The 23141-nt window shown below is 63.0% G+C and carries 21 protein-coding genes; 8 read left to right on the forward strand and 13 right to left on the reverse strand.

Annotated features, from left to right (window positions below):
• Positions 1 to 11: 11 nt before the first annotated feature.
• Together J5M58_RS15850 and J5M58_RS15855 are read right to left on the reverse strand one after the other, a co-directional pair.
• Positions 12 to 536, reverse strand: a complete 525-nt coding sequence (locus J5M58_RS15850; RefSeq protein WP_112252139.1) for a L,D-transpeptidase — start codon at positions 534 to 536, stop codon at positions 12 to 14.
• 40 nt (positions 537 to 576) lie between these two features.
• Complete coding sequence (locus J5M58_RS15855) at positions 577 to 1290, reverse strand: TetR/AcrR family transcriptional regulator (RefSeq protein ID WP_112252138.1); 714 nt, start codon at positions 1288 to 1290, stop codon at positions 577 to 579.
• 214 nt (positions 1291 to 1504) lie between these two features.
• On the opposite strand from J5M58_RS15855, the gene lexA reads away from it, so the two are divergent.
• Together lexA and sulA are read left to right on the forward strand one after the other, a co-directional pair.
• On the forward strand, positions 1505 to 2113 hold the full coding sequence (lexA, locus tag J5M58_RS15860; protein ID WP_004376420.1) for a transcriptional repressor LexA: 609 nt from the start codon (positions 1505 to 1507) through the stop codon (positions 2111 to 2113).
• 13 nt (positions 2114 to 2126) lie between these two features.
• Positions 2127 to 2603: an SOS-induced cell division inhibitor SulA gene (gene sulA / locus J5M58_RS15865; RefSeq protein WP_112252137.1), complete on the forward strand. Its 477-nt coding sequence runs from the start codon at positions 2127 to 2129 to the stop codon at positions 2601 to 2603.
• Positions 2604 to 2652: 49 nt separating this feature from the next.
• Here the strand turns inward: sulA and J5M58_RS15870 are convergent, their stop codons facing one another.
• The 7 genes from J5M58_RS15870 to J5M58_RS15900 form a co-directional block, all read right to left on the reverse strand.
• Entirely contained in the window at positions 2653 to 2886 is a 234-nt protein-coding gene (locus tag J5M58_RS15870) for a hypothetical protein (protein ID WP_004376430.1), read from the reverse strand.
• 50 nt (positions 2887 to 2936) lie between these two features.
• Positions 2937 to 3452 carry a DUF6586 family protein gene (locus J5M58_RS15875; protein WP_207878703.1) on the reverse strand — a complete coding sequence of 172 codons (516 nt, stop codon included), beginning with the start codon at positions 3450 to 3452 and terminating at the stop codon, positions 2937 to 2939.
• A gap of 258 nt (positions 3453 to 3710) precedes the next feature.
• Positions 3711 to 6320, reverse strand: a complete 2610-nt coding sequence (gene topA, locus J5M58_RS15880) for a type I DNA topoisomerase (RefSeq protein WP_133970878.1) — start codon at positions 6318 to 6320, stop codon at positions 3711 to 3713.
• Positions 6321 to 6420: 100 nt separating this feature from the next.
• Complete coding sequence (locus tag J5M58_RS15885; RefSeq protein ID WP_112252134.1) at positions 6421 to 6672, reverse strand: DUF1653 domain-containing protein; 252 nt, start codon at positions 6670 to 6672, stop codon at positions 6421 to 6423.
• A gap of 77 nt (positions 6673 to 6749) precedes the next feature.
• A complete protein-coding gene (gene fadA / locus J5M58_RS15890; RefSeq protein WP_112252133.1) occupies positions 6750 to 7925 on the reverse strand; it encodes an acetyl-CoA C-acyltransferase FadA in 1176 nt (391 codons plus the stop codon).
• Positions 7926 to 7956: 31 nt separating this feature from the next.
• The gene (gene fadB, locus J5M58_RS15895; protein ID WP_112252132.1) at positions 7957 to 10104 is read right to left on the reverse strand and encodes a fatty acid oxidation complex subunit alpha FadB; all 2148 of its coding nucleotides are present in this window, start codon (positions 10102 to 10104) and stop codon (positions 7957 to 7959) included.
• A gap of 598 nt (positions 10105 to 10702) precedes the next feature.
• The gene (locus J5M58_RS15900; protein WP_112252131.1) at positions 10703 to 11140 is read right to left on the reverse strand and encodes a hypothetical protein; all 438 of its coding nucleotides are present in this window, start codon (positions 11138 to 11140) and stop codon (positions 10703 to 10705) included.
• Between the two features lie 110 nt (positions 11141 to 11250).
• Here J5M58_RS15900 and J5M58_RS15905 point away from each other — a divergent pair, with 110 nt between their 5' ends.
• A complete protein-coding gene (locus J5M58_RS15905) occupies positions 11251 to 11691 on the forward strand; it encodes a universal stress protein (protein WP_013971709.1) in 441 nt (146 codons plus the stop codon).
• 125 nt (positions 11692 to 11816) lie between these two features.
• Here J5M58_RS15905 and J5M58_RS15910 read toward each other — a convergent pair whose 3' ends face one another.
• On the reverse strand, positions 11817 to 13745 hold the full coding sequence (locus J5M58_RS15910) for an ATP-binding cassette domain-containing protein (protein ID WP_112252130.1): 1929 nt from the start codon (positions 13743 to 13745) through the stop codon (positions 11817 to 11819).
• Between the two features lie 221 nt (positions 13746 to 13966).
• Between J5M58_RS15910 and J5M58_RS15915 the strand changes: the two genes are divergently transcribed.
• Positions 13967 to 15892 carry a transglycosylase SLT domain-containing protein gene (locus J5M58_RS15915; protein WP_112252129.1) on the forward strand — a complete coding sequence of 642 codons (1926 nt, stop codon included), beginning with the start codon at positions 13967 to 13969 and terminating at the stop codon, positions 15890 to 15892.
• A gap of 129 nt (positions 15893 to 16021) precedes the next feature.
• Here J5M58_RS15915 and J5M58_RS15920 read toward each other — a convergent pair whose 3' ends face one another.
• Positions 16022 to 16825, reverse strand: coding sequence for an MOSC domain-containing protein (locus J5M58_RS15920; RefSeq protein ID WP_112252128.1), 804 nt, complete (start codon positions 16823 to 16825; stop codon positions 16022 to 16024).
• Positions 16826 to 16882: 57 nt separating this feature from the next.
• On the reverse strand, positions 16883 to 17818 hold the full coding sequence (locus J5M58_RS15925) for a chemotaxis protein CheV (protein WP_112252127.1): 936 nt from the start codon (positions 17816 to 17818) through the stop codon (positions 16883 to 16885).
• A 350-nt stretch (positions 17819 to 18168) separates the two neighbouring features.
• Between J5M58_RS15925 and J5M58_RS15930 the strand changes: the two genes are divergently transcribed.
• From J5M58_RS15930 to J5M58_RS15940, 3 genes are all read left to right on the forward strand, one after another.
• Positions 18169 to 18678, forward strand: coding sequence for a histidine kinase (locus J5M58_RS15930; RefSeq protein WP_112252126.1), 510 nt, complete (start codon positions 18169 to 18171; stop codon positions 18676 to 18678).
• 375 nt (positions 18679 to 19053) lie between these two features.
• On the forward strand, positions 19054 to 19950 hold the full coding sequence (locus tag J5M58_RS15935; protein ID WP_207878705.1) for a sensor histidine kinase: 897 nt from the start codon (positions 19054 to 19056) through the stop codon (positions 19948 to 19950).
• Entirely contained in the window at positions 19940 to 20599 is a 660-nt protein-coding gene (locus J5M58_RS15940; RefSeq protein WP_207878707.1) for a response regulator transcription factor, read from the forward strand. The genes J5M58_RS15935 and J5M58_RS15940 overlap by 11 nt, the downstream gene beginning before the upstream one ends.
• Here J5M58_RS15940 and yegS read toward each other — a convergent pair.
• Positions 20583 to 21470 carry a lipid kinase YegS gene (gene yegS / locus J5M58_RS15945; RefSeq protein WP_112252123.1) on the reverse strand — a complete coding sequence of 296 codons (888 nt, stop codon included), beginning with the start codon at positions 21468 to 21470 and terminating at the stop codon, positions 20583 to 20585. The two genes, J5M58_RS15940 and yegS, sit on opposite strands and share 17 nt — an antisense overlap.
• A gap of 442 nt (positions 21471 to 21912) precedes the next feature.
• On the opposite strand from yegS, the gene J5M58_RS15950 reads away from it, so the two are divergent.
• Complete coding sequence (locus J5M58_RS15950) at positions 21913 to 23139, forward strand: glycosyltransferase family 4 protein (protein ID WP_112252122.1); 1227 nt, start codon at positions 21913 to 21915, stop codon at positions 23137 to 23139.
• Positions 23140 to 23141 lie beyond the last annotated feature (2 nt).

Raw genomic sequence — 23141 nt, forward strand, 5'->3', positions numbered from 1 at the left:
TGGGTAATCCTTCATTGAAGACTGAGAGAAGCCCACTGGGGGCAGGCGGCCTGCTCGATGCGCACCGGGCAATGGGCCGGCACCTGTTCGAACAGGCTTAGCAAATCGGTGTTGCGCAGGCGTATGCAACCATGGGACAGCGCTACGCCCAAGGGTTCCGTATCCGGGGTGCCGTGCAAATAGATATAACGGCGGAAGGTGTCGACCGTGCCCAGGCGGTTGACCCCCGGCTCACAGCCACTGAGCCAGAGGATGCGAGTGAGGACCCAGTCCCGGCCGGGGTATTGCGCATGCAAAGTCGGCGACCATACCTCGCCAGTCCAGCGTCGCCCGGCCAATACCGCATTCAGCGGCAAGCCCGCGCCGATCTTCGCCCGCACCTGGTGCAGGCCACGTGGCGTGCAACCCGAGCCGTTGCACTCGCCAGCACCGTTGCGCGCCGTGGAAACCGGCAGGCGCACGCGCAGCTGGCCATCGGCAAAACCATAAAGGCGCTGATCGGCGAGGGAAATGTACAGGAAGTCGAGGTCGGGCATGGGCGCTAGCTTAGCCGAAGCGCCCTGCCCCGCCCAGCCTTCAGGCCTTGGCGGTGGTGGCGCTTGCGCTGGTCTTGGTGCGCGGGCGCAGTTGTGCGGCGGCCATGGCGTCGTCGGTAACACCGCTATCGGCACGCATGCCCGCAGCCAGGAACGGCACCATCAGGCGCATTACCTGCTCGATCGAGGTGTTGATGCCGAAATCGGTCTCGGCAATCGCACGCAGGGCCTTGATGCCGGACATGCTGAAGGCGGCGGCGCCAAGCATGAAGTGCACGCGCCAGAACAGCTCCAGCGGCGGGATGCGCGGCGCGGCCTCGTTGACCAGCAGCATGTAGCGGCGGAACACCTTGCCGTACATGTCTTCCAGGTACCGCCGCAGGTGGCCCTGGCTCTGGCTGAAGGCCAGGCCCAGCAAGCGCATGAAGATCGACAGGTCGTTGTTGCTGCGCGGCTGCACGGCCAACGCCTGCTCGACCAGCATTTCCAGCAGCTCTTCGAGGCTCGGCTTTTGCTCCGGCTTGGCCTGGCGCCGCTCCAGCTCACGTTCGAGACTGGCGCAGAATGGCCCCAGGAAGCGCGAGAACACTGCCTGGATCAGAGCCTTCTTGGAGCCGAAGTGATAGTTGACCGCCGCCAGGTTGACCCCGGCCTTGCTGGTAATCAGCCGCAACGAGGTTTCGGCGAACCCCCTTTCCGCGAACAGCTGCTCGGCAGCATCGAGAATGCGTTCAACGGTTTCCGATTGGGCCATGACTACTCCGACTACTCCGCCAGACAAACAGGTGTTTGAAACATACGTTTCAGCCCTGCTTCTGTCAAGGCTCGGTGACCGGCCGGTCGCCATTTAAAAGCGCCAGACGGGCGGCTGCAAGCGCCATTCCTGCTGTTATTGCAGGTTTTGGCTTGCAGCGCATCCAGTACTGTATATAATCCCAGTCACTGTACAAAAAGACAGAGCGCTCACCATGTTGAAACTGACGCCACGCCAAGCCGAAATTCTCGCGTTCATCAAGCGTTGCCTGGAAGACAACGGTTTCCCGCCGACGCGCGCCGAGATCGCTCAGGAGCTGGGCTTCAAGTCGCCCAACGCCGCCGAGGAGCACCTCAAGGCCCTCGCCCGCAAGGGCGCGATCGAGATGACCCCGGGCGCCTCCCGTGGCATTCGCATTCCCGGCCTCGAAGCCAAGGCCGAAGAAAGCGGCCTGCCGATCATCGGCCGGGTTGCCGCCGGTGCGCCGATCCTTGCTGAACAGCACATCGAGCAATCCTGCAACATCAACCCCGACTTCTTCCACCCCCAGGCCGACTATCTGCTACGCGTCCACGGCATGAGCATGAAGGACGTCGGCATCTTCGATGGCGACCTGCTGGCGGTACACACCTGCCGCGAAGCCCGCAATGGCCAGATCGTCGTGGCCCGCATCGGCGACGAAGTGACCGTCAAGCGCTTCAAGCGCGAAGGCAGCAAGGTCTGGCTGCTTGCCGAAAACCCCGAATTCGCCCCCATCGAAGTCGACCTGAAAGAACAGGAGCTGGTGATCGAGGGCTTGAGCGTCGGCGTCATTCGCCGCTGATCCAGGAGGCGTCATGCAGCAGTTCATTCACGCACCCGAGCAAGCCCAGTTGCCATTGTTCGAAGCATTCCTCGCTCAGCCCGTACTGCCTGGCCTGAAAGCCAGCGAAGTGGCGCGCAAGAGCAGCCAGCCCGAGCTGTTCAGCGAACTGTCGCTGCGCGGAGCCCCGGGGCACTGCCAGAGCCTCCTGGCACCAGTGTTACGCGAACTGAGCGAAGAGGACGAGACGCGCTGGCTGACCCTGATCGCCCCGCCGTCGAGCCTGACCCAGGCCTGGCTGCGCGATGCCGGGCTCAACCGTGAACGTATCCTGCTGCTGCAACCTCGCGGCAATCAAAGCCCGCTTCAACTGGCCTGCGAAGCCTTGCGCCTGGGCCGTAGCCACACCGTGGTCAGCTGGCTGGGCAGCGTCAACGCCACTGCACGCCAGCAATTGCTGCGCGCTGCCGGTACTGGAAACGCACAAAGCCTGAACATCCGCCTCGGCTGATGTTCAGGCTTTGCCTGTCACTGCATGAAACCTGACGCCCTGCTGCACCTCAGTGCAGCACACGCGGCCCTTCATCACGCTCAAGCTCGCCATCCATCAGGCGACCGGCCATCTGCACGCCGACGCTGAGCATGGCTTTGGCCACTTCCACATGCTGCCCCTGCAGAAACGCCTTGGCGTCTTCCGAAAAATCCAGGGTTACCAGAGAGCCCTCATCCTCGGCGCGACGCAGTTCGATGCGGCCATCAGGCAACTCGACAATTTCCAGAAACGACGTAGACATAAATGGCAGTTCTCCGCGAAAGGCCAGTATTGTACCAGCCGTAGCAGCTATCAGCACTCACTCAACGCGTCACGGAAACGTCGCACCAGGCCCTTGAGGTTGCTGCGCCAGCTTTCCAGCTCGGCACGCGACAGCGCCGGATGCTCGGGTTCATCGAGATTGACCGCCTGGATCAGGGGCTGGGTAACGTCGGTTTTAGGTGCTTTTCTCGCGACCGGTGGTCGGAACAAATCGGCATAAGCACCGAGCATTTGCGCCAGCCAGGTTTCGCGCTGGCGGGCCAGTTCCAGCAACTCGGCTACTTCCGGGATGGCGATACCGTTCAGGGCATCGTCGGCCAGTGCTTGCTCGACCGTTGCAACCACAGGCAGGCGGTAGAACCCACCAATTTCATGGCACAGGCCCAGCAGTGCGCCGTAGAGATGGAACAGTGCCGCCTCGCGTTCGGCCTGGACCAGGCCCTGGGCATTCATGGCCTGGCTTTGCTCAGCCTTGGCCATGGACTCGAGGGCGAGGCCGGCGAAGAACAGTTTCTGGTTGCTGCGGGTGTAGAGTTCCTGGGCCATTTCGGTGCCCTCCCTAAGGCTGCAAGGCGGATAGCTGCATCATAAATGATTGGGGCCGCTTTGCGCCCCTTCGCGGGCTTGCCCCGCCTGACCGGTTAACGCGGTCAACTGTAGGAGCGGCCTTGTGTCGCGAAAGGGCTGCAAAGCAGCCCCAGCAATTTGTGCATCTGCGCTGAAATCCTGGGGCTGCTTTGCAGCCCTTTCGCGACACAAGGCCGCTCCTACAAGGGCGCGCGCAGGCCAGAGACTGATAAAGAATCAGCGCTTGTCTTCAACCTTCCACGCATTGCCGTCGTAAAACGCCTTCCAGCCGGTCGGCTTGCCGTCCACCTCGGACTGCACGTACTGCTCCTTGGTCTTGCGACTGTAGCGGATCACCGCAGGGCGGCCTTCCGGGTCTTTCTGCGGTGCATCGCACAAGAAGTGGTACTTCGGGTCGATCTCGTGCTTGTGCGGCACGATCTCCAACACCAGTGGTGCGCGGGTTTCGCGGTTCTTGGGGAACTGGCTGGCGGCCAGGAACAGCCCCGAAGCGCCATCACGCAACACGTAGGTATCGTCGACCTTTTCACATTTGAGCTCTGGCATGTCCACCTTGTCCATCTTCGGTGGCGCCGCCTCGCCGCTCTTGAGCAGCTTGCGGGTGTTCTTGCATGCCGGGTTGGTGCAACCGAAGAACTTGCCGAAGCGGCCAGTCTTCAACTGCATCTCGCTGCCGCACTTGTCGCACTCCAGGCTCGGCCCTTCGTAACCCTTGATGCGGTAGTTGCCTTCCTCGATCTCGTAGCCGGCGCAATCCGGGTTGTTACCGCAGATGTGCAGCTTGTGCTTCTCGTCCAGCAGGTAGGCATCCATCGCCGTGGCGCAGATCGGGCAGCGGTGCTTGCCCAGCAACACGCGGGATTCCGATTCGCCCTCGTCATCAGCGGCAATTTCGTCGCCCGGCACCAGGTTGACGGTGGCCTTGCAGCGCTCTTTCGGCGGCAGGCTGTAGCCCGAGCAACCGAGGAATACGCCGGTAGAGGCGGTGCGGATCATCATCGGCCGGCCACATTCCTTGCACGGAATGTTGGTCATGGTCGGCTGGTTGGCGCGCATGCCGTCTTCGCTGGACTCGGCGGTCTGCAACTTCTTGCTGAAGTCGCCGTAGAACTCGTCGAGCACGTTCTTCCAGTCACGCTCGCCCTGAGCCACGTCGTCGAGGTTCTCTTCCATGTCGGCGGTAAAGCCGTAGTCCATCAGGTTGGAGAAGCTCTCGGACAGGCGCTCGGTTACGATGTCGCCCATCTTCTCGGAATAGAAGCGGCGGTTGTGCAGGGTCACATAGCCACGGTCCTGAATGGTCGAGATGATCGCCGCATAGGTCGACGGGCGGCCGATGCCGCGCTTTTCCATTTCCTTGACCAGGCTGGCTTCGGTGAAGCGTGCCGGTGGCTTGGTGAAGTGCTGGCTCGGGTCGATCTGGATCAGCTTCAGCGCTTCACCCTGGACCATTTCCGGCAACACGTCATCTTCGCCAGGCTTGCTCTGCTGCGGCAGCACACGGGTGTAACCGTCGAACTTGAGGATACGGCCCTTGGCACGCAGCTCGAAGTCGCCCGCTGCCACGGTGACGCTGGTGGACAGGTACTGCGCTGGCGGCATCTGGCAGGCCAGGAACTGGCGCCAGATCAGCTCGTACAGGCGCTCGGCGTCGCGCTCCATGCCACTGAGCTTGCTCGGGTGAGTATTCACGTCGGAAGGACGAATCGCTTCGTGCGCCTCCTGGGCGCCTTCCTTGCTGCCGTACACCAGCGGCGCCTCGGGCAGGTACTGCTTGCCGAACTCGCGCTCGATGTAGCTGCGCGCCATGTCCAGGGCGTCGGCCGACAGGTTGGTCGAGTCGGTACGCATGTAGGTGATGTAGCCGGCTTCGTACAAGCGCTGGGCCATCATCATGGTTTTCTTCACGCCGAAGCCCAGGCGGTTACTGGCTGCCTGCTGCAGGGTGGAGGTGATGAACGGTGCCGACGGCTTGCTGCTGGTCGGGCGGTCTTCGCGCTTGACCACGCTGAAGCTGGAAGCCTTGAGCTTCTCCAGCGCCGCCATGGCCTGGGCTTCGTTCAGCGGCTTGAAGGCCTCGCCCTTCTCGCGTGCCACTTCGAAACGCACCTTGGCGTTCTTGGCAGTGCCGAGGTCGGCGTGGATTTCCCAGTATTCTTCCGGGATGAACGCGCGGATTTCACGCTCGCGCTCAACCACCAGCTTTACCGCCACCGACTGAACACGGCCGGCGGACAGGCCACGGGCGATCTTGGCCCACAACAGCGGCGAAACCATGTAGCCGACCACGCGGTCGAGGAAACGTCGAGCCTGCTGGGCGTTGACCCGGTCGATATCCAGCTCGCCCGGCTGCGAGAAGGCATCCTGGATGGCCTTCTTGGTAATTTCGTTGAACACCACGCGCTTGTAGCGGGTGTCGTCGCCGCCGATGGCCTCGCGCAGGTGCCAGGCGATGGCTTCCCCTTCGCGGTCCAAGTCGGTTGCGAGATAGATGGTGTCGGCGTCCTTCGCCAGGCGGCGCAGCTCTTCGATCACCTTTTCCTTGCCAGGCAGGATCTCGTACTTGGCCTTCCAGCCGTGATCGGGGTCGACGCCCATGCGCGCCACCAGCTGGCGGCGGGCCTTTTCCTTCGGCGACAGGGCCGGAGCCTCACCCGCGGCCTTGCCACGCTTTGCGGCCGGCTCTTTGCTGGCGCTGGCCGAACCGCTGGTGGGGAGGTCTCGGATATGGCCGATACTCGACTTCACCACGTACTGGTTGCCCAGGTACTTGTTGATGGTCTTGGCCTTGGCCGGGGATTCCACAATGACCAGCGATTTGCCCATGGATCGGAGTATTCCTGAATCTGAAGATGAAAAACGCGTCAGGTGCCAGACGCGGCACCGCTATATATAGTGGCAAAAGTGTGAGGTCAAGTTCGGACTATCACTCGTGCGACTTGCCCAGCACCTCGAGCAGCCCCTCTTCGGCCTTGACCAAAGCAAAGCGTGGCACCTGCTCGCCGTCAACCTCGACGGACTCCTGGAACATCGAAAGTGGCCGTACCCAGAAGCTGTAATCACCATACAGGCATTGGTAGAACACCATCCACTCTTCGTTCTCGGAGTGCCGCGCAACACTGAAGACACGGTACTCAGGCCCTTTGTAATGCCGGTATACGCCTGGTTGTATCTGCATGTTGCCCACCCTCTTGAATAAAACCTGTAAAAAACAAAACCGGGGCACAAGGCCCCGGTCGCTGTCCCGCTACGCGATCAGACGCGCTCGAAGACAGTGGTGATACCTTGGCCGAGGCCGACGCACATGGTCGCCACCCCCAGGGTGCCGCCATTCTGCTTCATGACGTTGAGCAGGGTGCCGGAAATCCGTGCCCCGGAGCAACCGAACGGGTGGCCCAAGGCAATCGCGCCGCCGTGCAGGTTAACCTTCTCATTCATCTTGTCGAGCACTTTCAAGTCTTTCAGCACTGGCAGGGCCTGCGCGGCGAAGGCTTCGTTGAGCTCGATGAAGTCGATGTCGGCCATGGTCAGGCCAGCACGCTTGAGGGCTTTCTGGGTCGACGGCACCGGGCCGTAGCCCATGATCGCCGGGTCGACACCCGCCACCGCCATGGAACGGATGACCGCCAATGGCTGGATACCCAGGTCCATGGCGCGCTGACCGGACATGACGATCATGCACGATGCGCCGTCGGTGATCTGCGACGAGGTACCGGCAGTGACGGTACCGCCTTTCGGGTTGAACGCAGGCTTCAGCGACGCCAGGCCTTCGAGGGTGGTTTCCGGGCGAATGGTTTCGTCGAAATCGAACACCTTCAGGAAGCCGTTCTCGTCATAGCCCTGCATAGGGATGATCTCGTCCTTGAACTTGCCTTCGACCGTGGCCTTGTGGGCCAACTGGTGCGAACGCAGGCCGAACAGGTCCTGCTGCTCACGGGTGATGCCGTGCATCTTGCCGAGCATTTCCGCGGTCAGGCCCATCATCCCGGAAGCCTTGGCGGCATGCAAGGACAGGTGCGGGTTGGGGTCGACGCCATGCATCATGCTGACATGACCCATGTGCTCCACGCCACCGACCACGAACACATCACCGTTGCCGGTCATGATCGCCTGGGCGGCGGTGTGCAGCGCGCTCATCGACGAGCCGCACAGGCGGCTGACAGTCTGCGCCGCAGAAGTGTGCGGGATCTGGGTCATCAGCGAGGCCATGCGGGCGATGTTCCAGCCCTGCTCGAGGGTCTGGTTGACGCAGCCCCAGATCACATCCTCGACTTCTTTCGGGTCGACCTTGTCGTTGCGTTCCAGCAGTTTGCTGATCAGGTGCGCCGACATGTCTTCGGCGCGGGTATTGCGGTGCATGCCACCCTTGGAGCGGCCCATCGGCGTGCGACCGAAGTCGACAATCACCACGTCTCTTGGATTCAGGCTCATATCAAATCTCTCGCTCTAGCTCGTTGACCGCTCAGTTGAAGAAGCGCTGGCCGTTCTTGGCCATTTCACGCAGCTTGGCGGTCGGGTGGTACAGCGGCCCCAGGTCGGCGTACTGATCGGCCAGGGCAACGAATTCGGCCACACCGATCGAGTCGATATAGCGCAGCGCACCACCGCGGAAGGGAGGGAAGCCAATGCCGTAGACCAGACCCATGTCGGCTTCGGCGGCGGTTTCTACGATGCCGTCTTCCAGACAGCGCACGGTCTCCAGGCACAGCGGAATCATCATCCAGTTGATGATGTCTTCGTCGGTGACTTCACGCTGCTCGAAAACGATCGGCTTGAGCACGTCGAGCACGCTGGCGTCGGCGACCTTCTTCGGTTTGCCGCGCTTGTCGGTTTCGTAGGCGTAGAAGCCCTTGCCGTTCTTCTGGCCCAGGCGGTTGGCCTCGTACAGTGCGTCAACGGCCGAGCGGCGCTCGTCTTTCATGCGGTCCGGGAAGCCTTCGGCCATCACGTCGCGGCCGTGGTGGCCGGTGTCGATGCCGACTACGTCCATCAGGTACGCCGGGCCCATCGGCCAACCGAATTTCTCCATGACCTTGTCGATTCGCACGAAGTCGACACCGGCGCTTACCAGCTTGGCGAAGCCGCCGAAGTACGGGAACAGCACACGGTTGACCAGGAAGCCCGGGCAGTCGTTGACCACGATCGGGTTCTTGCCCATCTTCTTGGCGTAGGCCACGGTGGTGGCGACCGCCACTTCACTGGACTTCTCGCCACGGATGACTTCCACCAGCGGCATCATGTGCACCGGGTTGAAGAAGTGCATGCCGACGAAGTTTTCCGGGCGCTTGAGCGCCTTGGCCAGCAGGTTGATGGAGATGGTCGAGGTGTTGGAGGCGAGGATCGCATCGTCCTTCACCTGGCCTTCCACTTCGGCCAGCACGGCCTGCTTGACCTTCGGGTTCTCGACAACGGCTTCGACGACGATGTCGACATTGGCGAAATCGCCATAGGACAGGGTTGGGCGAATGGCGTTGAGTGCCTCGGCCATCTTGGCCGGGGTCAGGCGGCCCTTCTCGACGCGGTTGCCGAGCAGCTTGGAGGCCTCGTTCAGGCCCAGCTGGATGGCTTCCTCGCGGATGTCCTTCATCAGGATCGGGGTGCCCTTTACCGCCGACTGGTAGGCGATGCCGCCCCCCATGATGCCGGCGCCGAGCACGGCGGCCTGCTTCACATCGTGGGCGATTTCGTCATGTGCCTTGGCCTTGCGCTTGAGTTCCTGGTCGTTGAGGAACAGGCCGATCAGGCTCTGGGCAACCGAGGTCTTGGCCAGCTTGGCGAAGCCTGCGGCTTCGACTTCCAGGGCCTTGTCACGGCCGAGGTTGGCGGCCTTCTGAATGGTCTTGATGGCTTCGACCGGGGCCGGGTAGTTCGGGCCGGCCTGGCCGGCGACGAAGCCCTTGGCGGTCTCGAAGGCCATCATCTGCTCGATGGCGTTGAGCTTGAGCTTTTCCAGCTTGGGCTGGCGCTTGGCCTTGTAGTCCAGCTCGCCACTGATGGCGCGCTTGACCAGGTCGAGGGCGCCAGCCATCAACAGGTCAGGCGCAACCACGGCGTCGACGGCACCTACTTTCAGGGCGTCTTCGGCACGGTTTTCCTTCCCGGCGGCGATCCACTCGATAGCGTTGTCCGAACCGATCAGGCGCGGCAGGCGCACGGTACCGCCGAAGCCCGGGTAGATACCCAGCTTGACTTCCGGCAGGCCGATCTTGGCGCTGGTGGACATGACCCGGTAGTCGGCGGCCAGGCACATTTCCAGGCCGCCGCCCAGGGCGATACCGTTGATGGCTGCGACGGTCGGCACTTCGAGGTCTTCGAAGGCGTTGAAGATGCGATTGGCTTCCAGGTTGCCGGCGACCAGTTCGGCCTCGGGCAGCTTGAAGTTGTCGACGAACTCGGTGATGTCGGCGCCGACGATGAACACGTCCTTGCCACTGCTGACGATCACGCCCTTGACCGAGGCGTCGGCCTGAATGGCATCGACGGCCTGGCGCAGTTCGTTCAGGGTCAGGCGGTTGAACTTGTTGACGGACTCACCCTTGAGGTCGAACTTGAGCTCGACGATGCCACTTTCAAGAGCCTTAACCGTGATGGCTTTACCTTCGTAAATCATCAACTGATCTCCACGATATGGAAGCTGAACTGTACACGCCGATCGCTGCAGCAAAAGCAGGCATAGCCGCCCTGCCCCAGGCACACCCGTCAGCGCGCTAGTCGGAAGTATGGCTTGGCGTCATGACATACAAACGCTCAATTCATACGCCCGTTTGATTTGGGTGTGCACACATTCTCCGAAAAGATCGGCGTTGTCAAATGCTCGCGAGCAAGGTGAAAACACGACTTTCCGGTCATTTTGTAGCGTTCTGGTACGAAACATGATGACAGTGATTGCCGGCCATTCATGTCGGCGATTGCCTTGCGCGGCGACCTCGAACGGCTACACTGGCAGTTGCTTGATGCATACCCGGCCTGCCTGGCCTTTTCTGCGCAGCAGAACGCAAAGCGGCGACTTGGCACCCCACCCCTTCAGGGGATCGGCCAAGCCGCCGCTTTGTCGTTTGGGCTTACCTATAGAGAAAAGGCTGACGGAGGGGCATAGCGGCCCTGTGGGAGCGGGTTTACCCGCGAACACCGGCAAAGCCGGTGCCATACACCGAGTCGTCTTCTTCGCGGGTGAACCCGCTCCCACAGGGACCGCGTAAAAGCATCAATCAGGCCAGGGTTTCAAGGACGTAGGCAACATCCTGCAACACAGCCGTATCCCCCCGCTCGGTCCAGTACAGCGCGATCATCCGGGCATCGGCCTCGACCTTGTAGACGCTCGCCGGCAAGCGCGACAGGGGCTCCATGAAGCGCGGATCCTCGCAGGGCTCACGCCACTGGTTCCACCAAACCCCCGGGGTGATCTGCCAGAAGCTGAAGCAGTCCTCATGCCCGCGGCGGCGTGCCCGGTGGTACTGCGGGCACGGGCTTGGCGGCTCCTTTTCCAGCCAGTGCGGCCACTGCTGCGGCGCCAGCTGCATGGCCAGGCCCATGCGCCGAGCCTCAAGGCGCAGCTTCATCTGCTCGCTCTGCTTGCGCGAGGTGCGCAGCCAGGAAAGCGGGCTGAGAATCAGCGCGAGGATTGACACCACCAGCAATACCGTCATATCTGTAGTTCCCATAAAACGTTGCAAATGAGCTGGTTAGCCATTTTTCACGGAAGACCCGCCCGAAAGCGACCATACTTCTTCTATCGCGATTGTCAGGAGTTCCGCTCATGTCCTACGAACATCTTCTGGTCGCCGTCGACCTGACCGAAGAATGCGACCCGGTGATCAAGCGTGCCATGGCGCTGGCTGCACCGTCGAATGCCAAGGTTTCGCTGGTACACATCGTCGAGCCGATGGCCATGGCATTCGGTGGTGATGTGCCAATGGACCTGTCGCAGCTGCAACAGCAGCAGTTCGACCAGGCCAAGGAGCGCATGGACCGGCTGTTCAACAAATACCCGGACATCCACCGCGGCGACTCGCACCTGACCTATGGCCAGCCGCGCCAGGAAATCCACCAACTGGCCAAGGACCAGAAGTGCGACCTGATCGTGGTCGGCAGCCATGGCCGTCACGGCCTGGCATTGCTGCTGGGTTCCACGGCCAATGACGTGCTGCATGGTGCGCCGTGCGATGTGCTGGCGGTAAGGCTGCAGAAAAAAGAATGATTTGACCTGTATCGGCCCTTTCGCGGGTAAACCCGCTCCCACAGGGACCGCACAGACCTGAAAATCTGTGGAGGACCTGTGGGAGCGGGTTCACCCGCGAAGAGGCCGGGTCAGGCTAACGCCGGTCAGCCTTCCAGCTCGGCCCAGCGCTCAACCAGCACATCCAGCTCCGCCTGCAGCTTCTCGATCTTCGCCAGCACCGCCGAAGTTTCTGCAATCGGCCGCTGATAGAAGCCCGCCGCATTCACTTCTTCCTGGGCCTCGGCCATGCGCTGTTCCAGCGCGTCGATCTGCCCTGGCAGCATCTCCAGCTCACGCTGCAGCTTGTAGCTGAGCTTCTTCTTCGATGCTTCTTCGGCCACCGGAGCAGCCACTGGCGCCGGCTTGGCCTCGACCTTCTCCACCACCGCGCTGTTGAGCGCAGACTTGCCGCCCTTGCTCTCGGTCACGCCCAGCAGCTTCGGCGAACCGCCCTGGCGAATCCAGTCCTCGTAACCACCGACATACTCACGCACCTTGCCCTCGCCTTCGAACACCAGGGTGCTGGTGACGACGTTATCGAGGAACGCCCGGTCGTGGCTGACGATCAGCACGGTGCCCTTGTAGTTGGACAGCACTTCCTCGAGCAGCTCGAGGGTTTCCACATCCAGGTCGTTGGTCGGTTCGTCAAGCACCAGCAGGTTGGCCGGCTTGCTGAACAGCTTGGCCAGCAGCAGCCGCGCGCGCTCGCCACCCGACAGCGCCTTCACCGGCGTACGGGCACGCTGGGGGCTGAACAGGAAGTCGCCCAGATAACTCAGCACATGGCGGTTCTGGCCGTCGATCTCGATGAAATCGCGGCCTTCGGCCAGGTTGTCGATCACGGTCTTTTCCAGCTCGAGCTGGTGGCGCATCTGGTCGAAATAGGCCACTTCCAGCTTGGTGCCGCGCTCGACCTTGCCGCTGGTCGGCTCCAGGTCGCCGAGCATCAGCTTGAGCAGGGTGGTCTTGCCGGTGCCGTTGGCGCCCAGCAGGCCGATGCGGTCCTCACGCTGCAGGACCATGGAGAAGTCCTTGACCAGCACCGGCCCCTCAGGGTGATGGAAACTGACGTTTTCCAGCACCATTACCTGCTTGCCGGACTTTTCCGCCGCCTCGATCTGGATGTTGGCCTTGCCCTGGCGCTCGCGGCGTTCGCTACGCTCCACGCGCAGCGCCTTGAGCGCACGCACGCGGCCTTCGTTGCGGGTACGGCGGGCCTTGATGCCCTGACGGATCCACACCTCTTCCTGGGCCAGGCGCTTGTCGAACAGCGCGTTGGCGGTTTCCTCGGCGGCCAGCGCAGCCTCCTTGTGCACCAGGAAGCTGGCGTAGTCGCCGTTCCAGTCGATCAGCCCGCCGCGGTCCAGCTCCAGGATGCGGGTGGCCAGGTTCTGCAGGAAGGAACGGTCGTGGGTGATGAACAGCACGGCGCCGTTGAAGCTGCGCAGGGCCTCTTCGAGCCAGGCGATGGCACCGATGTCCAGGTGGTTGGTCGGCTCGTCGAGCAGCAGCAGGTCGGGCTCCGACACCAGCGCCTGGGCCAGCAGCACGCGGCGGCGCCAGCCACCGGACAGTTCGGCCAGGGTCTTGTCGGCCGGCAGCTGCAGGCGGCTGAGGGTGCTTTCCACCACTTGCTGCAGGCGCCAGCCGTCACGGGCTTCCAGCTCGTGCTGGACATGCATGAGTTTTTCCAGGTCTTCATCGCCCTGGATGTTCAGGCTCAGGTGATGGAACTGCGCCAGCAACTCGCCCACGCCATCCAGGCCTGCGGCCACCACGTCGAACACAGTGCGCTCGTCGGCCACCGGCAGCTCCTGCGGCAGCTCGCCGATCTTCAGGCCCGGGGCACGCCAGATTTCGCCGTCGTCGCCTTTCTGCTCGCCCTTGACCAGGCGCAGCATGCTCGACTTGCCGGTGCCGTTGCGGCCGATGATGCACACCCGCTCGCCACGAGCGATCTGCCAGGACACGTGGTCCAGCAGCGGCATGGCACCGAATGCGAGGGACACATCGCTGAATTTGAGCAGGGTCATGTTGGTCTCCATAAATCGGGCGCGCATTCTACCTGACTTGGCCTGCGACGGCATCCGCCTGACCAGCCGGCGAGGGCTTTGCGACATCCGGTCGAACTTAATATCCGGATACAAGCACAGTGCTTTCACCCGCCGCCGGCAAACAGCTAAGCTAAGGCAATAGCTTCCATCAGTGCTGGCTCCGCCGTCACTTCCCCATGGTTCAACTGCCCGGACGTATCATGCGCAGCCGCCTGTTACAAATTGCTTCCTGCCTGCTGCTCAGCGCTGCCACCTGCGCCGCGCAGGCCGCCGACCTTACCCTGCAACGTCAGTACTATGACGAGGCCAAGCGTGCACTGGCCAAGGGCGACAAAGGCCCCTACCTGCGCTATGCCCAGGCCCTCAGCGACTACCCGCTGACGCCCTATCTGGCCTATGACGAACTCACCGCCCGCCTGAAAACCGCCAGCAACCAGGAAATCGAAGGCTTCCTCGCCAAGCATGGCGACCTGCCCCAGGCCAACTGGATGAAACTGCGCTGGTTGCGCTGGCTGGCCGAACGCGGCGAATGGAACACCTTCGTCAAGTACTACGACCCCAAGCTCAACTTCACCGAACTGGACTGCCTCAACGGCCAGTATCAGCTCAGCCACGGCCTGCGCGCCGAGGGCTTTGCCACGGCCGACAAACTGTGGAACGTCGGCAAGTCGCAGCCGGCCACCTGCGACACGCTGTTCGGCATGTGGGCGGCCGAGGGCCAGCTGACCGAGGCCAAGCGCTGGCAACGCACCAAGCTGGCGACCCAGGCGCGCAACTACGGCCTGGCCAACAACCTGGTCAAGACCCTGACCACCCTCGCCCCGCAGGGGCGCCTGCTGGTCGATGTAGCGCAGAAACCCGAGCTGCTCAACCAGCCGTCGCGCTTCACCCCGGTCAACGAAGCCATGTCCGACGTGGTCAGCCTCGGCCTGCGCCGCCTGGCCCGGCAAGACCCTGAGCGGGCCATGGCGCTGCTCGACGACTACGCCCAGCGCATGCACTTTTCCCGTGACGAGAAGGTAGCCATCGCCCGCGAAATCGGCCTGACCCTGGCGCGCCGCTACGACCCGCGCGCGCTCGACCTGATGACCCGCTACGACCCCGAACTGCGTGACAACACCGTCAGCGAATGGCGCCTGCGCCTGCTGCTGCGCCTGGGCCGCTGGGAAGACGCCTACGAGCTGACCCGCCGCCTGCCCCAGGACCTGGCCAGCAGCAGCCGCTGGAAGTACTGGCAGGCGCGCAGCCTGGAGCTGGCGCAGCCGAACAATCCACAGGTCCCGCTGCTGTACAAGACCGTGGCGCGCGAGCGTGACTTCTACGGCTTCCTCGCCGCCGACCGGGCACAAACCCCTTACCAGCTGAACAACAAGCCGCTGGTGCTCAGCCCACAATTGGTCAACAAGGTACGCAACACCCCAGGCATTCGCCGTGCCCTGGAGTTCCACGCCCGCGGCCAGATCGTCGAAGGCCGCCGCGAGTGGTACCACGTCAGCCGCCACTTCAGCCGCGACGAAATGGTCGCCCAGGCACGCCTGGGCTACGACCTGCGCTGGTACTTCCCGGCCATTCGCACCATCAGCCAGGCGCAGTACTGGGACGACCTGGACATTCGCTTCCCGATGGCCCACCGCGACACGCTGGTGCGCGAGGCCAAGGTCCGCGGCCTGCATTCGAGCTGGGTATTCGCCATTACCCGCCAGGAAAGCGCATTCATGGAGGATGCCCGCTCCCCGGTAGGTGCCAGCGGCCTGATGCAGTTGATGCCGGCCACGGCCAAGGAAACCGCGCGCAAGTTCAGCATCCCGCTGGCATCACCGGCGCAGGTGCTCAACCCGGACAAGAACATCCAGCTGGGCGCTGCCTACCTGAGCCAGGTGCACAGCCAGTTCAACGGCAACCGGGTGCTCGCCTCGGCAGCCTACAACGCCGGGCCCGGGCGGGTGCGACAGTGGCTCAAAGGCGCCAAGCACCTGAGCTTCGATGTGTGGGTGGAGTCGATCCCGTTCGATGAAACGCGCCAGTACGTGCAGAACGTGCTGTCGTATTCGGTGATCTACGGGCAGAAGCTGAACTCGCCGCAGCCGCTGGTGGATTGGCATGAGCGGTACTTCGATGACATGTGATCGTCGCTGAGCCTGTGCCGGCCTTTTCGCGGGTAAACCCGCTCCCACAGATATTTCACCGGTCCTGAATGCGGTGCAGTACCTGTGGGAGCGGGTTTACCCGCGAAGAGGCCGACCCAGGCAACACAGCTACTCCAGGATTTCGACCTGCATCCCTACCTCCAACCACCCGCTGCCATCCACCGCCAGGTTCTGCCCGAACAGCACATCCCCTTCCCTTTCGCGGAAGGTCCTGAGCGTGGCCATCGGCTCACGGTCCTCGCTGCGCTCGCCGGAAGCCGGGTCGATAGTGGTGAAGATGCAGCGCACACTGGGCTTGAGCACGCGAAACTCCAGGCTGCCGATACGAATCCGCTTCCAGCCGTCTTCTGCAAACGGCTCACCCCCCTGCACGACCAGGTTGGGCCGAAAACGCAGCATTTCCATGGGCCGGCCGACACGCCGGTCGAGTTCATCCAGCGAACCCTGGCCGATCAGCAACAGTGGAAAACCGTCCGGAAACGCTGCCCGGTCACTGTTGAAGCCATAGCCATTAGGCAGATAACGCGCACGCTGCTCCGGGCAATGGACCAGGCGCACGGCCTTGCCCAGCAACTGGCTCAGCCAGACCGCCGCCGCATCGCCCGCATCCGGCACTCGCAAGGTATCGCGCCAGATGGTCACACCACGCAGGGCGTCATCGGCAGGTGGCACAGGCACTCGCAACGGTGCCTGCCCAGGAGCTTCCAACAGCAACTGGCCGCTGTCATCATCGCTTGCCTTGATCTGGCCCAGCTGAGGCCAGGCGCGCTGGGTAAGGAAGCGTCCGTTCTCTTCCTCCACCACCATCCAGCGCCGGTCGCCCTGCAACCCCAGCAACCCCACCGGTGAAGCCTGCAGGCGTTGCGCCTGCCCCGACTTCACCGGGTACCGATACAGCTCACTGAGAAACATCCCTGCCGCCTCGCGTCATGCCAAAACGCCAAGCTTATACCCAGCAGGGGGCCGGGATCACGCGGTAGCGGCATCCAGCAACAGGCGTTGCTTGACCACTTCGACCAGGCGATCGGGCTGGAACTTGGACAGGAAGTTGTCGCAGCCCACCTTCTTCACCATCGATTCGTTGAAACTACCCGACAGCGAGGTGTGCAACACCACGTACAGCTGGCGCAGACGGGCATCGCCACGGATCTCGGTGGTCAACCGGTAGCCGTCCATTTCCGGCATCTCGGCGTCCGTGAACACCATCAGCAGCTTCTCGCACACGTTCTCGCCAGCGTCGGCCCAGCCCTTGAGCATGCGCAGCGCCTTCAAGCCATCACTGGCCACGTGCAGCTTCACGCCCAGCTGGGACAGGGTGTCGCGCAATTGCGCAAGGGCCACGCTGGAGTCGTCCACCAGCAGCACTTCGCGGCCGCGAGCCCGGGCCAGCACCGGGTCGGCGAGCTTGTCACCGGAAACCCGGGCGTTATACGGCACGATCTCGGCCAGCACCTTCTCCACATCGATCACTTCCACCAGCTTGTCGTCGACCTTGGTGATGGCCGTCAGGTAGTGCTGGCGCCCGGCGCTGGACGGCGGCGGCATGATCGCTTCCCAGTTCATGTTGACGATGCGGTCGACACCGCCCACCAGAAAGGCCTGCACCGAGCGGTTGTACTCGGTGACGATGATGGTGCTGTCCGGCCCCGGCTGCAGCGGGCGCATGCCGATCGCCTGGGACAGGTCGATCACCGGCAGGGTCTGGCCGCGCAGGTTGACCACGCCGCAGACGAAAGCGTGGCGCTGGGGCATCAGGGTCAGCTTGGGCAGTTGCAGCACTTCCTGCACCTTGAACACGTTGATCGCGAACAGCTGGCGGCCGGCCAGGCGAAACATCAGGATTTCCAGGCGGTTCTCACCCACCAGTTGCGTACGTTGGTCTACCGTGTCGAGAATGCCAGCCATTGGAAAGCCCCCAGGCTTGAGTCGGAAAAAGTGAAATCATCTACCCTGTATCGGCGGCTTCACCCACACCTTGACCCCTTCGGGAAAATGCCGGGAAGGTAATTGATATCACTTTACCATCATGCTTTACTGCGAGAAGCGCAGGTTATTGAGCGGAACGGTAAAAGTTCCCCACCTGAGCCCCTTATCAGGGAAACCCTTAGCCACAATCGGGCGCAACCTGATGTTCGCGATATCCTTTAGCCATTAATGTGACGCCATTCTCATTGCATGAATGGAGTCAGGCTTTTGTTAGCTATCGTTTTGGCGTGCCCGTCCCCTGCGCCTGCCCCACGCGCGGGTGCATCATGATGGACAGCGCCTTGTCGTTCGATACCGCCCTGCAGGGGTTCCTGCTGGATGCCCAGGTCCTGCTGACCCAGGCCCAGGAATGCCTGCAGCACCTGGAACTGATCGACAACGACCCGGATGCTTGCCACTGCCTGGACAATGCCCTCGACAACCTCGCTCGACAGGCCGCACACCTGGGCCTGCGCGAAGTGGCCCACTACACGACCGCCCTGCAGCAGCTGCTGGCACCGGCCTGCCAGGGCGGTTGCCTGCAGCGCGAAGCCCTGCCTGCGGTAGAGGCCTGCCTGACCTTGCTGGCCTGGCAGCTGGAACTGGTCGACCCTTGCACCGGGCGGCTCAACCTGGACATCGGCGAACAGCTGGTGCTGCTAGGTGAACTGGCCAAGGCCGTGCAGCAACCGTTCGCACAACCCTGCACGTCCTGCAAGGAGCAAGGCAGCGTGTGCATCCACCCGCATTCCGAGACGGCAGGCAGCACGCACTCCGGCCGCTCATCCACCACCTATTGAACTGGCGCAAGATGCAGCCGGGCACGTTTATTCAAGCCCACTCTGGTCGAACTTGGAAAGTTCCAGAAGTTTTCCAGGTTGCCATGGGCCAAGTTGAATCAACAGCGCGCAAGTTGCATGGCAAGTGCCTGTTGCGTGATCAAACCGAGTGGCACATTGCTACCCTTCAGCGCCCGCCCCGCAAGCGTTTCATGGCGTTTCCCGACCGCGACCAATGCACTGCGAAGTGGTAATATGCGCCCCCACAAACGCTTGCACCCTGCAACAAGGTGGCAAGATCACGTGCTCGAAAGTAAATAGCAAGTACTGCTACAAAGCCTCTGACATGGATAGTGCAAGGCCTCCATCAGCAATACTTCAGTGGCTCCTCTACCTATGTTTCCACACTTGAAGACTTCCTTGCGGTGCTGCTTCCGCGCCACCCTGCTGCGCTGGGCGACGGTCGGGCTGTGCGTGGCCTCGCTGGTCGCCAACCTGATGCTGTACCTGGCCGACCAGGCGATTCCGGCCAGCCTGCTGGTGCTGCAGCTCGCCGCCACGCTGGGCGCAGCCGTGCACCTGGCCCTGGGCGCCAGGTCGATCAGCCTGCGCCCGGCGGAACTGGCCGAGCGCATGCTCAAAGTCCAGGAGGACGAGCGCCAGCACCTGAGCCGGGAACTGCACGACGACATCGGCCAGCTGCTCACCGCCGCCAAGCTGCAACTGCAGTGGCTGCAAAAGCGCATGCCCGATGAGCTTCAAGGCCACTGCGACACCCTGCGCAGCACGCTGGATGACACGTTGGGCAACGTGCGCGATGTTTCCGCCCTCCTCAACCCGCGGCAGTTGGCCAGCCTGGGCCTGGAAGCCAGCCTGCGCGCACACCTGGTGCGCACCCTGGACAACAGCGGCGTGCACTGGAGCCTGGCGTGCAACCAGCGCCTGGGGGGCATCGACGAGGCCGTGGCCATGGCGGTGTTCCGCATTACCCAGGAAGCCGTGACCAACATGCTGCGTCACGCCCAGGCACGCAACCTGGTAGTCCGCCTGCAGCGCACCCCCGAGGGGTTGGCGTTGTCGATCCACGACGATGGCCGCGGTTTCGTGCCCGCCAGGCAACCGGCCGAAGCAGGTCAACGGGGCCTGGCCGGCATGCAGGAGCGGGTAACCGCGTTACGGGGCAGCCTGGACATCACCAGCCAGCTCGGCCTGGGCACGCACATCGAGGCGATGTTCCCATGGCCACCGCGCACCCAGCAACGCGCCAGGAGTACTGCTACCCATGACCTGTAAACTGCTGCTGGTAGACGACCACTCGCTGATCCGCGCCGGTGTGCGCGCGCTGGTCTGCGACATCCCCGGTTATGACGTGATCGGTGAAGCCGACGACGGCAGCCAGTTGCTCGAACAGGTGCACACGTTGACGCCGGACATCGTCTTGCTGGACATCTCCATGCGCTCGACCAGCGGCCTGGACGCCCTCACCCAACTGCGCGCCAGCGGCAGCACCTGCAAAGTGCTGATCCTGTCGATGCACACCGACCCGGACCTGATCATGCGCGCCCTGGAAAGCGGCGCCCACGGCTACTTGCTCAAGGACACCAGCGCCACTGAACTGGAGCAGGCCCTGGCGGCGGTGCGCAACGGCGAGCGCTACCTCAGCCCAGCCATCGCCCATACGGTCATCAACCAGGCGCTGCAGCACAACAGGCAGGGCAAGCAACCCGCTGGCGAGCGGCATAACCTCACGGCGCGGCAGCTGGAAATCCTGCGCCTGATCGTGCGCGGCAAGTCCACCCGGGAAATCGCCACCGGCCTGGGCTTGTCGATCAAGACAGTGGAAACCCACCGCTCGCAAGTCATGAAACGCCTGCAGATCCATGACGTAGCCGGCCTGGTGCTGTTCGCCGTGCGCGAGAAAATCATCAGCCTGGACGACTGAGCAACGGCGACCCGTCTGGCAGGTGCAAGTGCAATGCGGCGCGCCTGGCCTGGAAGCGCAACGTGTCGGCCTGCACCGGCTCGCCATCGAGGTTGATGTCCAGCCCCTGCGAGCACTTGATATCGACCCAGGGCAACCGGGCCCTGACGAACAGACCGTTACCGGCCAACAGCTCACGCAGCGCCCCAACCATCTCCTGTGGTGCCGGCAGGATGGCGATGTCGAGCAAGCCGTCGTCCACCAGGGCTTCGGGGCATAGCACCTGCCCACCCCCGGCCTGGCGGCCATTGCCGATCCCCAGCGCCAGCAGGTCACCCTGCCATTCGAAGCCCGGCCCTTGCAGCTCCACCGAGGCTGCCTGCAGTTCGCTGAAGCGCGACAGCCCGGTGAACAGGTAGGCGGCCCCGCCCAGCACTTTCTTCAGGTCTTCGGAGGTATTGGCCGTGACCTGGCTGCCAAAACCGCCGGTGGCCATGTTGAGGAACAACTGGTCGCCGGCCTGGCCCAGGTCTATCGGCTTTGCGGGTATGTTGAGCAAGGCCAGGGCCGTGGCAGGCTCCAGGGGTATGCCGGCGGCCTTGGCAAAATCGTTGGCCGTGCCCAGCGGCAACAACGCCAGGCTGGCCTCGGTACCGGCCAGCCCCATGGCCTCGGCGACATCACGCAGCGTGCCATCCCCGCCTCCGGCGACGATATGGCCATAACCGGCGGCCAGCGCCTCGGTGACCAGGCGCTGGGCATCACCGGCCTCCCAGGTGACCCGCACATCCAGCACCCAGCCGCTGTCGCGCAAGCCATGCACGGCACCGCGCAGGTCTTCGTTCATGGCCTGCTTGCCGTGCAGGATCAGCATTGCCTTGCGCCCTTGCATGTGTGCGCCTCCGTGAAGTGATCAACCCAGATCTCGACCCTTTGCAATCGCGGATCGTTGCATGCGCCCAAAAAAATAGCAGGCCGCTCCCCAGTTCCTGTCAGTTAAGCAATTCGGGGCCGCTTTGCGGCCCATCGCCGGCAAGCCAGCTCCCACAGGTACTGCACAATGCTTGAGGTCTATGCGGTCGGGGTGGGAGCTGGCTTGCCGGCGATGGGCTGCAAAGCAGCCCCAGTAAAGCCTGTAGAAACCTTAACTGACTGGCATTAGGCCGCTCCCAGTATTTAATTGCGTAGGCCGGTCAATTCCCACACGCCTGGCAATGGACAGCTATGCTCAGCAGATACGTTTTCTTGCCATGGACGCGCCCCGGCAGTGGTTTCACCACTGCCGCCATCGGGCGCGTCTTGCTATCCGCAGCCTTTAGCGAGGATTTCGGGTCATGCGCATTCTCTGGACACTGCCATATCTGCCCTGGCCGACCACCAGCGGCAGCAAGACCCGGCAATACCACCTGATACGCGCACTGGCCCAGCGGGGCCACCGGATTACCCTGCTGGTGCAATCGAAGATGCCCCTCGGCGATGCCGCCCGCGATGCCCTGGAACCGCTGCTCGAACGCCTGATCGTAATCCCCCGCCGCCCTCTGCACAGCCCGCTCAATCTGCTGGCCTCGCCGATCATCGCCTACCCTATGCGGGCAATCATCAATGGCCTGGCTCCTTGCCTGCGGCACCGCTTCGAGCAATTGCTGGACGAGCCCTGGGATGTGATCCAGATCGAGCACAGCTACAGTTTCCAGCCCTTCGAAAAGGCCCTGCAGGCACGCGGACTGCCATACATGCTCAGCGAGCACACCCTGGAATCGGTGATGGGTAGCGCCAGCCACGATCGCCTGCCGCTGTGGCTGCGCCCGCTCAACGCCTTCGACCGCTGGCGCTATCGACGCTGGGAGCAGCGAGTATTGCGCCAACCCAGCGAACTGGTGGCGGTCAGCGCCCACGATGCCGAGCTGATCGCGCAGATCAGCGGGCGCCCGGTGAACGTGGTGGTCAATGGCGTGGACTGTGATTTCTACCAGCACGTGCAACCTGCGCTACACAGCCAGCGCCTGCTGTTCGTTGGCAACTTCGAGTATGGCGCCAACCTGGAGGCCATCGAATGGGCGCTGGAAGACATCATGCCGCAGGTCTGGATGAGCAACCCGGCAGTGCGCCTGGCGATTGCCGGGCATGCCATGCCGGCCAGCTGGAAACTGCACTGGAGCGACCCGCGCATCGAATGGTTCGGCTACCGCCCAGACCTGCGTGAGCTGCAGCGGCGTTCGGCACTGTTCTTCGCACCGCTGCGCTATGCCGGTGGCTCCAAGGTGAAAATCCTCGAAGCGATGGCCGCCGGTTTGCCGGTGATCACCACCGGCAAAGGTGTTTCAGGCCTGGCTGCGAACAACGGTGAGCACTACCTGGGCAGTGAGGATGGCGACCAGCTGGCCCTGCTGATCACGCAGTTGCTCAACCAGCCCTGGCGCATGAGCCAGTTGAGCGATGCCGGGCGCCAGTTCGCCCGCCAGCGCCACGACTGGAGCGTGGCCGCCCAGCAGCTGGAGAACGTGCACATGCGCCTGGCTCAGGCGGCACCAGTCGCGGCCGTGCCGCTGGCCAGTGCCTGACT

Source organism: Pseudomonas sp. 32_A (assembly GCF_017490905.1).
Lineage (GTDB): Bacteria > Pseudomonadota > Gammaproteobacteria > Pseudomonadales > Pseudomonadaceae > Aquipseudomonas > Aquipseudomonas inefficax.